This window comes from Coleofasciculus sp. E2-BRE-01, from assembly GCF_040221695.1.
In the GTDB taxonomy this organism is placed as follows: Bacteria; Cyanobacteriota; Cyanobacteriia; order Cyanobacteriales; family Coleofasciculaceae; genus Coleofasciculus.
Map to the genome: position 1 here is coordinate 1 of NZ_JAVKEA010000107.1, position 12,176 is coordinate 12,176.

10 protein-coding genes and 1 pseudogene are annotated in these 12,176 nt (G+C 45.5%); 5 read left to right on the forward strand and 6 right to left on the reverse strand.

The genetic code is table 11. The annotated features are described in order from the left end of the window. Positions 1 to 257 precede the first annotated feature (257 nt). The 3 genes from acnB to RIG66_RS12875 form a co-directional block, all read right to left on the reverse strand. On the reverse strand, positions 258 to 2,864 hold the full coding sequence (gene acnB / locus RIG66_RS12865; RefSeq protein WP_446378580.1) for a bifunctional aconitate hydratase 2/2-methylisocitrate dehydratase: 2,607 nt from the start codon (positions 2,862 to 2,864) through the stop codon (positions 258 to 260). A 178-nt stretch (positions 2,865 to 3,042) separates the two neighbouring features. Further along, positions 3,043 to 3,438, reverse strand: a complete 396-nt coding sequence (locus tag RIG66_RS12870) for a VOC family protein (RefSeq protein WP_446378582.1) — start codon at positions 3,436 to 3,438, stop codon at positions 3,043 to 3,045. Further along, positions 3,435 to 3,635: a hypothetical protein gene (locus tag RIG66_RS12875; RefSeq protein ID WP_446378584.1), complete on the reverse strand. Its 201-nt coding sequence runs from the start codon at positions 3,633 to 3,635 to the stop codon at positions 3,435 to 3,437. The genes RIG66_RS12870 and RIG66_RS12875 overlap by 4 nt, the downstream gene beginning before the upstream one ends. Before the next feature lie 245 nt (positions 3,636 to 3,880). Here RIG66_RS12875 and RIG66_RS12880 point away from each other — a divergent pair, with 245 nt between their 5' ends. Continuing rightward, positions 3,881 to 4,024 (forward strand): hypothetical protein, encoded by a 144-nt coding sequence (locus tag RIG66_RS12880; protein WP_446378586.1) that lies wholly within the window; start codon positions 3,881 to 3,883, stop codon positions 4,022 to 4,024. Positions 4,025 to 4,069: 45 nt separating this feature from the next. On the opposite strand, the gene RIG66_RS12885 is transcribed toward RIG66_RS12880, so the two are convergent. After that, positions 4,070 to 5,686 carry a helix-turn-helix domain-containing protein gene (locus RIG66_RS12885; RefSeq protein WP_446378587.1) on the reverse strand — a complete coding sequence of 539 codons (1,617 nt, stop codon included), beginning with the start codon at positions 5,684 to 5,686 and terminating at the stop codon, positions 4,070 to 4,072. A 347-nt stretch (positions 5,687 to 6,033) separates the two neighbouring features. On the opposite strand from RIG66_RS12885, the gene RIG66_RS12890 reads away from it, so the two are divergent. The 4 genes from RIG66_RS12890 to RIG66_RS12905 all read left to right on the forward strand — a co-directional run bounded on the left by RIG66_RS12890 (position 6,034) and on the right by RIG66_RS12905 (position 11,258). After that, the gene (locus RIG66_RS12890) at positions 6,034 to 6,156 is read left to right on the forward strand and encodes a hypothetical protein (protein WP_446378589.1); all 123 of its coding nucleotides are present in this window, start codon (positions 6,034 to 6,036) and stop codon (positions 6,154 to 6,156) included. Positions 6,157 to 6,971: 815 nt separating this feature from the next. Beyond that, entirely contained in the window at positions 6,972 to 7,139 is a 168-nt protein-coding gene (locus tag RIG66_RS12895; protein ID WP_446378591.1) for a hypothetical protein, read from the forward strand. 333 nt (positions 7,140 to 7,472) lie between these two features. After that, positions 7,473 to 10,487, forward strand: a complete 3,015-nt coding sequence (locus RIG66_RS12900) for a PAS domain S-box protein (protein WP_446378593.1) — start codon at positions 7,473 to 7,475, stop codon at positions 10,485 to 10,487. 150 nt (positions 10,488 to 10,637) lie between these two features. Continuing rightward, on the forward strand, positions 10,638 to 11,258 hold the full coding sequence (locus tag RIG66_RS12905) for a hypothetical protein (RefSeq protein ID WP_446349470.1): 621 nt from the start codon (positions 10,638 to 10,640) through the stop codon (positions 11,256 to 11,258). Between the two features lie 29 nt (positions 11,259 to 11,287). Here RIG66_RS12905 and RIG66_RS12910 read toward each other — a convergent pair whose 3' ends face one another. Then, the gene (locus RIG66_RS12910; RefSeq protein WP_446378595.1) at positions 11,288 to 11,782 is read right to left on the reverse strand and encodes a GNAT family N-acetyltransferase; all 495 of its coding nucleotides are present in this window, start codon (positions 11,780 to 11,782) and stop codon (positions 11,288 to 11,290) included. 120 nt (positions 11,783 to 11,902) lie between these two features. Next, positions 11,903 to 12,036, reverse strand: a pseudogene (locus RIG66_RS12915) (UDP-3-O-(3-hydroxymyristoyl)glucosamine N-acyltransferase); the annotation flags it as partial. Positions 12,037 to 12,176 lie beyond the last annotated feature (140 nt).

Sequence of the window (12,176 nt, forward strand, 5' to 3'; positions counted from 1 at the left end):
AATTGTCTTTGAGATATCGGTGTATTGTGATAGGTGTCCAAGATTTTCTTTCGGAAATCTAGTGAATAGGCTTTCATGTTTAGAAATTCAAGATAATTTTATCTCAAACATTGTACCCCATACTTTCGCAATCTGCTATAGGGTTTTATCGTTACATTTTAAATGACCTCTCCCCCAGCCCCTCTCCTCCAAGGAGAGGGGAGTTCATGTTCCCCCTTCCCTGGCAGGGAAGGGGGTTAGGGGGTTAGGTTTTCAACTTACCTCGCCGCTGTCGGCATCCCCAAAATATCCTCAATCTTGGGCATTTCTTCCAACGGAATCACTCGTCCTTCATCCTCAAACCCAATAATTTGATCGAAATTCAAATAGCGATACAAATCACCAGCAAAAGGATTCAATTTCTCCGTCACAATCGCCGTATATTCCTCAACCGTGGGAATCCGTCCCAACAGCGCACAAACAGCGGCTAATTCCGCCGAACCAAGATAAACTCGCGCATCTTTGCCCATGCGATTGTTGAAGTTCCGAGTTGAGGTTGAAAACACCGTCGCCTCATCTTCAACTCGCGCCTGGTTCCCCATACATAGAGAACATCCTGGCATTTCCGTCCGTGCATCCGCTGCCGCAAAGGTATCATAAATTCCTTCTTCCCGCAGTTGTTTTTCATCCATTCGGGTAGGCGGACAAATCCAGAGGCGAACTTTTACTTTTCCTGCACCTTCTAAGACTTTGGCAGCGGCGCGGTAATGTCCAATATTGGTCATGCATGAGCCAATGAACACTTCATCAATTTTGTCTCCGGCACATTCGGACATTAACTTAACATTATCCGGGTCATTGGGGGCGGCGACAATCGGTTCTTTGATTTCGTTCAAATTGACTTCGATAATATCCGCATACTCAGCATTGGCATCCGCAGACATTAACTCCGGATTTGCCAACCATTGCTCCATTTTTGCCACCCGACGCATCAAAGTCCGGGCATCTTGATAGCCTCGCGCCACCATGTTTGTCAATAGCACAATATTGGAACGCAGATACTCGGAAATTGTCTCTTTGCCCAGCTTGATCGTTGAACCCGCACAAGACCGTTCTGCCGTCGCATCAGTGAGTTCAAAGGCTTGTTCAACTTTTAAATCCGGTAAGCCTTCCATCTCCATAATCCGTCCGGAGAAGACGTTTTTCTTATTCTCTTTAGCAACGGTTAATTTGCCTTGTTGAATCGCCACATAAGGAATTGCATTGACAATATCCCGCAGGGTGACACCGGGTTGCAATTCACCCGTAAACCGGACTAAGACAGATTCGGGCATATCTAAGGGCATAGCCCCCAAAGCGGCTGCAAATGCGACTAACCCGGAACCAGCGGGGAAGGAAATGCCTAAGGGGAAACGGGTGTGGGAGTCGCCACCAGTACCGACAGTATCCGGTAATAACATCCGGTTTAACCAGGAGTGAATAATCCCATCCCCTGGGCGCAAAGCGACACCGCCGCGTGTGGAGAAGAAGTTGGGGAGTTCCTTGTGGGTGGTAATATCCACGGGTTTGGGATAAGCGGCGGTATGACAGAAACTCTGCATGACTAAATCGGCGCTGAATCCCAGACAGGCGAGTTCTTTAAGTTCGTCTCGTGTCATTGGACCCGTTGTATCTTGGGAACCAACGGTAGTCATTAAGGGTTCGCAAGACATACCGGGACGCACGCCGGGTAAGCCGCAGGCTTTGCCCACCATTTTCTGTGCCAAGGTAAAGCCTTTATCGCTATCCTCTGGCATGGTGGGACGAGTGAAGAGGTTACTGGGGGCTAATCCCAGGGCTTCACGGGTTTTATCGGTGAGACTCCGCCCAATTAATAGGGGAATGCGTCCACCTGCGCGGACTTCATCCAGGATGGTTTCGGGTTTGAGTTTAAAGGTGGAAATGACTTCTCCGGCTTCGTTGGTGATTTCGCCTTTGTAGGGATGGATGGTAATCACCATTCCGGTTTCCATCTGGGTGACATCACACTCGATGGGTAATGCACCGGAGTCTTCGGCGGTGTTAAAGAAGATCGGCGCGATCGCACTCCCTAAAATATATCCGCCTGCGCGTTTGTTGGGAACGTAGGGAATATCTTCGCCAATATGCCAAAGTACGGAGTTAATCGCGGATTTACGGGAGGAGCCTGTACCGACAACATCGCCAACGTAAGCCACAGGATAGCCTTTTTCTTTGAGCTTGGCAATGGTGTCTAAGGCATCCGGCATCCGGGATTCTAGCATTGCCAAGGCGTGGAGGGGGATATCCGGGCGGGTAGTGGCGTGGGTGGCGGGAGACAGATCGTCGGTGTTGGTTTCTCCCGGAACTTTGAATACGGTGACGTTGATGGCTTTGGGGAGTTTGGGACGGCGAATAAACCAGACTGCATTTGCCCAAGCATCTGCCACCTGTTTGGCGTAGGGATTGACCTCTGAGAGGGTGAGGACATCGTTGAAAGTATCATACACCAAGGTGATTTTACTCAGTTCGATCGCGGCTTCTGATGCTAAGGGGTTGTCTGGGGATTTGAGTAAATCGACCAGGGATTGGACATTGTAACCCCCTACCATTGTCCCCAAAAGGTCTACGGCACCTTGGTGACTAATCAGGGAACTGGTGATTTCGCCTTTAGCAATGGCGGTGAGGAAGCCTGCTTTGATATAGGCGGCTTCGTCAACACCGGGAGGAACGCGATCGCGAATTAGGTGCATCAGGGTTTCTTTTTCCCCCGGTGGCGGGTTTTTCAGCAGTTCGCACAGTTCAGTTGTCTGCTTGGCGTCTAGGGGTAGGGGGGGAATGCCGAGTTCGGCGCGTTCTGCAACGTGTTGGCGATAGGCTTCTAGCATTCTAGTTGTCTCCTCTCTAAGCGTTTGCTGGCATTTTGGCAGTTAAGGTTAGAATTTTTCAAGTGGGGTTCTTCTGTTCTGTCTGCCTGTTGCATAGATAAAGGGTACTGTCTTCTCATCCTCTTTATTGTTGGCAGTGAACGCTTACCATAAAATTTCTCTCGGTTCTGTATCGGGTTTAACGTAAAGCGTAGTCTGGGTTATAATCCACGAATTCAATTTCATTGCCATCAGGATCGGTGACATAGATGCGGTGTTGGGTTTCTGCTGCGTTCATGGTGTAATAGTCGATGCCATAGTCTTCAAGTCGTTTTTTCAGGGCATCACCGTCATCAATGACAAAGCCAACATGGTTAACGCCGATGGTTTCGTAAATCTCGTGTACACGCTTGAAATCAGGTTTGTGATTGAGTGATAGATAAAATTGGTCGTTGCCAAAATGTATCCAGTGATCCTGTCCATCGTTATTTTCTGCCCGCACGTACCAATCGGGAAATAGGGTTTGGTAGAAGGTTTTCGTGGCGTCAATATCCCGACAAGCTAGGTTGATATGTTCAAAGCGTTGGAGTTTCATAACTCTGTGTCCTTATGGACGGAATTTAAGTTTATAGATAAATCATAGTCGTTTATTTGGTTAATATAGGTTGTCAGACTTGGCTGATTTTGCGTTTCAGCAAATTGCTGTGCCACAAATGCTTCTTCCTGTTCCGGGGAAAGGTCATAGTCGCGAACGATTTTGGTCAAACAGTCCTGGGGTAAGCTGTTATGCATTTAAATTGGGTATTAGTAGCGAGCAAGATGCTCGCACTACAATGCTTTCGCCATTATTGACATTAAGGTTTAAATGCCGAACAGCTTAGCGGTTGCATGAGACGAATGTTAGCCTAGGTTAGCTATGTTAGCCTAAGTTTCAGCTTAATCTCTTAATGGCAACGGCGATAGTTATAGTAATGGTGCGTTACGCTCCGCTAACGCACCCTACGAACCTAATTAAAGACAATGATAGGGATAGGATAATGATACTAGAAATCGGGAAACAATTGGATGCGATCGCGTGGATTCAATTACTACTTGATAGTTACCAACAACGCTTGGGAAAAGAACTGATTCAACGGAATGGGAATCCGAATGATGAAGCTGTTGACAATAAACCTTTGTAGAGACGTTACCTGCAACGTCTCTGCAACTGTGCTATCCCTGAACTATTATCCAGAATTCAACTCCGCCAAACCCAACACTTCCTGCAACAGCCGTTGGTCTTCTAATTTAATCCGAAACCGTTCCTTCTCAATATCCCGAATCCAGCTTTGGCTTTTACCCGTCAATTGCGCTAAGTCGCGTTGACTGAGTTTGTTACGTTGTCTCGCCGCGATAACGTCTGCGCCAGACAGTACAGAGGATGACTGGGATTTAGTCTTTCGCTTGGTTAATCGTACCTTGTTCGGCTCAACGGTAGTCAGCGCATGTTCCCATTCTGCTTTCAGTTCAAACCATAAAATCCGGGCTTTCATTAACAGGTTCCATTTCCCACGGGGCGCTGCATCCGTTAACCGCCTATTACTATTTCCATCTTGAATCCAAAACTCTAACGCCGCATCCGCATCGTCAGGGAGATCTCCTAATTTTGCCCACATGGGTTGAATCTCTGGTAAGTACGTCACCGGATCAAAAACAGGTTTGAGTCCATAATGACTGAGAACTTCTAAATCGGTTTCAAATGTCCGCACCAGACGTTTTCGTTCATCTCGCTGGGAAGACGCCCGCAGAAGTTTGTCCTCTCCATACGCCACCCGCATTAATGTGGGTACAGTAATCCGTTGTCGTTTGCCGATTCTGGTTTTAAACAGCAACCACAACATCATCCGCGTCGCCCCTTCATGATGTTGCCAGTTACTCATCACGGCGCTGAGTAAAGTTTGAGGCAGATTACCATACTGATAGAAGGCAGTTCGGTTTTGACAGCCTTGCCTATTTAAGAAGTATTTTGCCCAAAGTCCTGCCCTAATTCGAAAGGTTAAGCCAACTAAATGTTTATATCCTTGTTCATCTTCTTGAAAATGATGTTCAATTGGCTGAAGATGCCACAAGCGACTTTGGGGAATGCTAAATTCTGGGACTTTACCTTGCTTTGACCAATGAGCGCCGAGGGTAATTTTGCAGGGCTGCTGGGCAAGCTGTTTGATTAAACTTAATTTAGCCGCTTTACTCAAATCTGTGCGTTTCTCTAATCCCAAATAGTTCTCAATTTGCACATCGTTGAGAGTAAACTCTTCCTGCCACGGTTTCTCTAACGCTGTCGCGTATGCGGCATAAATTAAATGAAGACAGGTGGCTTTGATATCCATCGCCTCAAGTGTCGCCTGGGCTTCATCAGTCGATAACGTATCAGTTGAGTCTGTATCAAATGTATCAGTTAACCAGAAGTCCATTTCACCTTGACCTTGACGCACCTGGCGCTGATAACAGAGTTTTCCAGACGCATCAGTGTGCCAAGGGAGAGAAATGCGCTGTGCCAATAGGTTGCACGCTTCCCAAATAACGATGGAGGAGGCAAAGGGATTAGTTTTGTCATCGGCAAATAAGTCCGGGCTGGTGGCAGGTCTTTCATTCAGCTTGTACCGTCCCTTTTTCCCGTGAGCGGGAACTGGAGAACTGATAGGACAGTGAATCACACATTGAGGTTCGGGATAATACCCTTCGCAGTTGTTACACAGATTCGGATCAATCCAAGTTTGGTTATCCTTGACTTTGATTGCACCCGTTGGACATTGAGTACGACAGATATCACACCCGGTACAATTTTGGGAAAGTTTATAAGCCATAACACGAGGAAACTACTGCATCTTTAATAAGTAAAATCCTGAACTCCAAGGGGAACCTTTGGAGCGCCTGTGCATTAAATAGGGATTGAGTGACAGCAAATTCTAAAATAGACGACCGCCACCGATGACTAACTATAGATCGTTGCCTCAAATCACTGATGGATTCATGGCATTTTATTTATGCTTATCAATAATCTTTCCAATCAAATATTTGCTTATTATCTTCAGGATATTTGTTCAATCTGAGCAATTTCTGATTTCTTAAGGTTTCTTTTATTAGGTAACACTTTTTAATACTTTTTTATACTAAAGTATTACTGTAGAGAATCTGAGGTGACTAGACGTAAATGAAACGAACCACGATTACGATTAAAGTAACTGTCGAGCAAAAGCAGCAGCTTAAACAGGAAGCCGAGAAAGACAAGCGAACGCTGTCAAACTATATCAAAGTGAAACTTGGCTTACTCTAAGCCAGGTAAGTCTCAATTCTGGCTCAAAAGTGCTGTTTTTGCTAAGAAATGCCCAATTTTAATGTCTGAGAGGAGGATTTGACCTATTTTGATCTCGACTGATTGATTTTGGCGATGAAGCGTCATATTCAGCGATTTAAAACTTGCATCAGTTTTATGCAAAGCTTACTTGTAGGTTACTAAACAGTGACAAAATAGCGATCCCATTACATTGGCAGCTTGCTACTCCTGAACTGTCTAATTACAGAGAATTTGTAGGAAGTATAGCGCTATTGGTTTCGTTAAGTTGTTGGCTGATTCACCCATAAAACAGTTGGAGCGTGGCAAGTTGTCTATCTCTAGATAGGGGAATTTTTTCTGTAAAAATGAGCTTATTTTGTAGTCTAATTAACTGAAATATATACTCCAATAAGCTAAGAAACTTACCTTTTGTTTATATTCTCTGGTATTTGGTATCAATTTTAACAAATTTTCGATAGAATTTTGGATATTAGTGATTGGGAAGTCAGATCAAGTAGGTGGCGAGAATTAACGTAACAAGAGCGACTTGATCATCCGGGTTTGATCGTTACTCTTAAGGAGTCGGACACGATTAAAGTTGACCGTTGAGATTGAGAAAACTTTCAGCCGTCACGCATTGAAATTAGGAATGGGTAGGGAGGATGACGCATGAAGATCCCCGCCGTTAATTTTGATTGTGCCTACCGATTTAACACGAGTGCCACGGACTTAAAGCAGGTGGGCAATGCCCACGCTACTGGACTGACACAGCTAAAATTGTGGAATAGATTTGACCGTGAAATTGGGCGCACGCCATGCGCCCCTACAATTCTAATCCACCAATTAAGGTGTGCCGTGCCACGTCACTACGGTATATCAAAGGTTTCGGCGATTCCCTCCGGCTGATTTCAGTGCCATTAGATTTAAGACAACTCCCCTGTTCATACCGAGTGCGATCGCTTTCATCAGAGAAAAATCAGTAGATGTAGCTCGATTTAAGAACTTGCCTTATCATGGGTGAGTTGGTTCGTGTCTAATGGTCAACCTCTCCTCAAGTCAGAATCTCTCCATTGACCATTCCTTGCACTGACAACACCTACCACTGAGGAAACTGGGTGTGTGTGGTAGATGACAGGCGATTTGAGCTAAGGACTTTACAATTAGTTACATGAATGTGCATAATGGCAAACGTTAACATCGATTAATATTTTTTATGTTAAAGGCGAGAAAATTTAATAAAATTTTAAGCATTCAACCGTTCACTCCCGCAAAACCCTCGCAATAGTTGAGCCACGCATCTGAGTGTGGAGAAAATCATGGCTATTTTACCCAATTCCCTTGAATCTACCCCCAACTCCACCAAAGACCAACAGGCACAGGAATCGCAACAACACAGCGAAGCCCAATTTCAGGCGTTAGTTGCCAATATTCCGGGCGCTGTCTATCGTTGTACCTGGAACTCGACGGGGACGATGACGTTTGTGAGTTCAGCGATTCAGAATATTTCTGGCTATGAGGCGTCAGAGTTTATTGGCGATCGCATCCGTTCCTTTGACAGTATTATCCACCCTTACGATCGCCGTCGCGTGAAAGAAAGCGTGGGGCAAAGTATTGACAACCAACACCCCTATATGCTGGAGTACCGGATTGTCCGCGCCGATGGCAAAATCGCTTGGGTCTATGATAAAGGTCAAGGGACGCGGGATGAGAATGGTGTCGTCCAATGGCGGGATGGCGTGATCCTGGATATTAGCGATCGCAAACAAACAGAACTTCAACTGCGGGAAACCCAAGCCTTCCTCAACTCCGTGATCGAGAATCTCCCAGTGGGTGTCTTTATTAAAGATGCCAACGAGTTGCAGGTGATGTACTGGAACAAAACCAGCGAAGAACTCTTGGGTTACTCGAAAGCCCAAGTTCTGGGTAAGAGTGACTATGATTTTTTACCCTACCAGAACGCCCGACTCTTACGGGCGAAGGATCGACAAATTCTCATGGGGGGTACGTTAGTCGATATTCCCGAAGCCCCCTTGAACACGCCCCATCGCGGCGAACGCATCGTTAATACCAAAAAAGTCCCCTTGCTGGATGAAACGGGTACACCCCAGTATCTATTGGGGATTGTGGAAGATATCACCGAACGCAAGCAAGCCGAAGCCGCCCTGCGAGAATCGGAACGTCATTATCGCTGTATCGTGGAAACCGCATCCGAGGGGGTTTGGGTGTTTGATGAGAATAACCAAATCACCTTCGCCAATAGTCGTATGGCGCAAATGCTAGGGTATACGATCGCACAAATGCAGGGGCGATCGCTGTTTGATTTTATTGACAGCGAATCCCAAGCGTTGATCCAAACCTACTTAGAACGTCGCCGTCAAGGAATCCAGGAACGCTACGATTTCAAGTTTCGCCGCCAAGATGGATCAAATCTATGGGCGATTATTTCGGCGACGCCACTGTTTAATGATCAAGGAGGATTTGTCGGCGTACTCAGAATGATTACCGATATTAGCGATCGCAAACAAGCCGAGGAAGCCTTACAAGAGAGAGAACAATTTTTAAGCAGCATCCTCAATGGTGTGGAAAACTCGATTAGTGTTGTGGATGTTCATCAACACCAGAGTGAACCTGATCCATCCTGGGAATTCCGTTATGTGGATGTGAATCCCGCTTATGAACAGTTAATCGGTATCCCCGCCGAACAGTTACGGAATCAACCCCTCGGTGCGATCTTACCGCCGGATCGGGCAATCACGATAACTGAACATTACACAACCTGTGTCCAGACGGGAACATCCCTATCCTATGAAGAATGTTTTAGTGTACAGGGACAAGAACGGTGGTGGATTACCACATTAACCCCCCTGCGTGATCAACACGGACAGATTTATCGGGTGGTGAGTACCAGTACCAACATCACCCAGCGCAAGCAAGCGGAACAAAAAACGGCGCGATTGACGGCGATTTTGGAAAGTACCACCGATTTTGTCAGTATGTGTGAACCGGATGGGAGGCTTCTCTATATTAATAAGGCGGGGCGGCAATTGGTGGGACTTGATCCAGATCAGGAGATCAGCCATCTGCGAATGTGGGATTTCCATCCCCAGTCGGTGAACCAACGGTTGTTCGCCGAAGCCTTACCCACCGTGATCCAGGACAAAGTATGGCAAGGTGAAACCTCACTCCTGCACCAAAATGGTTGGGAAATTCCCGTATCTCAAGTGGTGATGGCGCATCCCGGCGCAACTGGAGAGGTGGAGGTGTTTTCCACAATTATCCGGGATATTAGCGATCGCAAACAGGCGGAGGAAGCCTTGCGGAAATCGGAACAGGAGTTGAGAGTCAAAAATCAGGATCTCCAGCACACCTTAGATCAACTCAAAAAGACGCAAACCCAACTGATTCAACAGGAAAAAATGGTTAGCTTGGGTCAGATGGTGGCGGGTATTGCCCACGAAATCAATAACCCGATTGGTTTCATTGCCGGGAATATTACCTATACTCGTCAATATGGGATGGAATTGTTGCAGTTGTTGCAACTCTATGCCAAACACTATCCCCAACCCGTTGCCGAAATTCAAGACGAGATTGAGGCAATTGATTTAGAGTTTATCCAGACCGATTTCCCCAAACTTTTGAACTCCATGCAAGAGGGGGCGAACCGCATCCGCCAAATTGTCTTATCCCTGCGAAATTTCTCCCGTTTGGATGAGGCGGAGATTAAGCCAGTGGATATTCATGACGGGATTGAAAGCACGTTACTTGTCTTACAGCATCGACTCAAATCAAAACTGAATCATCCAGAAATTCAGGTTGACAAACACTATGGCAACTTGCCATCGGTGGAATGCTACGCCAGTCAGCTTAATCAGGTGTTTTTGAATATCCTGGGGAATGCCATTGATGCGTTAGACACCCACCCAGAACACCGCAAAATTACGATATGTACGGCAGTGAGTTCTCAATTACCCGTTGTACCATTGGAGGAGTCACCAGAAAACGAACCCCAGAACTCGCAACCGATTGAACGGGTAATTATTCGGATCAAGGATAATGGTCCAGGTATCCCCGAAGCGATTCAAAAGCAAATTTTTGATCCCTTCTTTACCACCAAACCCATTGGCACAGGGACAGGGTTAGGCTTATCAATTTCCCATTCAATTGTGGTGGATAAACATGGGGGTCAATTGACCTGTATTTCTCAACCGGGACAAGGGACAGAGTTTGTGATTGAGTTACCCGTGAAACAAAAATCGCTCTCGTCTGCGCTTAAGTTTTCCTTTGGGGAATCCTTCGCCTTATCACCCAAGTTTGTCCAGTCGCCAGCCTAAAATCAGGTAGTCTTATGGTGGGTGTGGGTTTAGACAGTCTCTGTGTTGGTAACGGATAACGGCTCAACCCAACCCGCCCCAGCGTTAACAGGCAGCTAATGACTTCACTCAACCGGATAGCTTCAATGGATAGTTTTAGAGGCAGTAAAAATGGCATACAGTAACTTTAGTTTAGCCAAAGTCAAAGAGGAGTTTGATTTAACATTTACTGAAAATCAAAATGTTTTTGCTCAAGTAGAGCCAACCAACTCCTCAGAAATTTTATCCCTACTCTTGCCTGACTATATTCTGCTGGCAACAGCCATTAATACAGAAAAAGCACGTTCTGAATTACTTATTTCTCAAATTTTAACCGAGGTGAGGCGCCAGTTAAATGCTCAGGTCAGTTTATTTTCAGGAACCGATTTTAACGTTGATGAAGAATTGGGATTGAATGGATACTGTGATTTTATTATTAGCGCCTCATCTGAACAGTATTTCATTAGCACTCCTGTAATTATTGTTGTGGAAGCAAAAAATGAGAATATTATCGGGGGATTGGGTCAATGTGTGGCAACAATGCTAGGAGCGCAGTTGTTTAATCAACGGGCTGCCCATGAAATCCCGATGATTTATGGTGCTGTCACGACGGGTACGATTTGGAAGTTTTTAACCTTGGCAGGGAAGTCAGTTTTTATTGATGCTGTTGACTATCATATTAAGGAAGTGGATAAAATATTAGGAATTTTATTGCAGCCAATTCAGCAGTATTTATCAACTCATGTTGCTTAAGAATAGGCACTGATACACTTATGGGCAAATTATTCATCTCGAATTCTTGCCATGAAATAAGCATCAATGTAAACGCCATCACGAAAGTCAGATTTCTTCAGCGTTCCCTCTATCTCAAAACCGTATTTCTTGTAAAGCGCAATCGCGGGATTGTTGTTGCAATATACCCCTAACTCCAATCGTTGGAGATTAAGCCATTTTTCAGCTACATCAATAATCGCTTCGAGAAGTTGGGAGCCAATGCCCTGATTTTGATAATCATCTCGTACAGCTATACTGATTTTTCCAACATGGGAACGACTGCCTTGGAAGAGAGTGAGATTGACTATCCCGATCACTTTTCCTCCCACAACTGCCACTAACCCATATCCTTCTCGTACAATCTTTTCCGTTCGTTGTTGGAAGTCTTGGCGGGATTGATAGGGTAGCTGGGAAGCAAAAAATAAACATTTCGGAGAAAGATAAATTTCGGCAATATCTTGCCAGTCCGAGACTTCTAAACCGCGAAGGGTAACTTCAGTCATTGATATTCTTCCCTGCCCTGTTGTATTTTATCGCTTCCATATAAAAAGCATGCTTGTTTACAAAACAAGCGTGGGCGTGCTGTTTTCTTTTGTCCGACTACTTATCTTTCCTTATGTTGCTTGATTGGCAATCCCGACTTGACCAGCGAGAATCACCTCACCCGATTCCCCACATTCACACCCCTAGCCAAGCCAACTTGCGCCGCGATCGCACAAGCACCTCCTACTTAACACCCATGACCAATTTGGACTAATAGTTGGTAAAAGTATAGTCAAATATAGACAGACTGAATTTCATTGCAGAAATTCCCTTCGCTTTTACTTTGAGAGATTAATTCTCCTTGGGTGAACTACGCACCTCTCTATCCCATAGCGGTTAAACGCATTTGGGAAT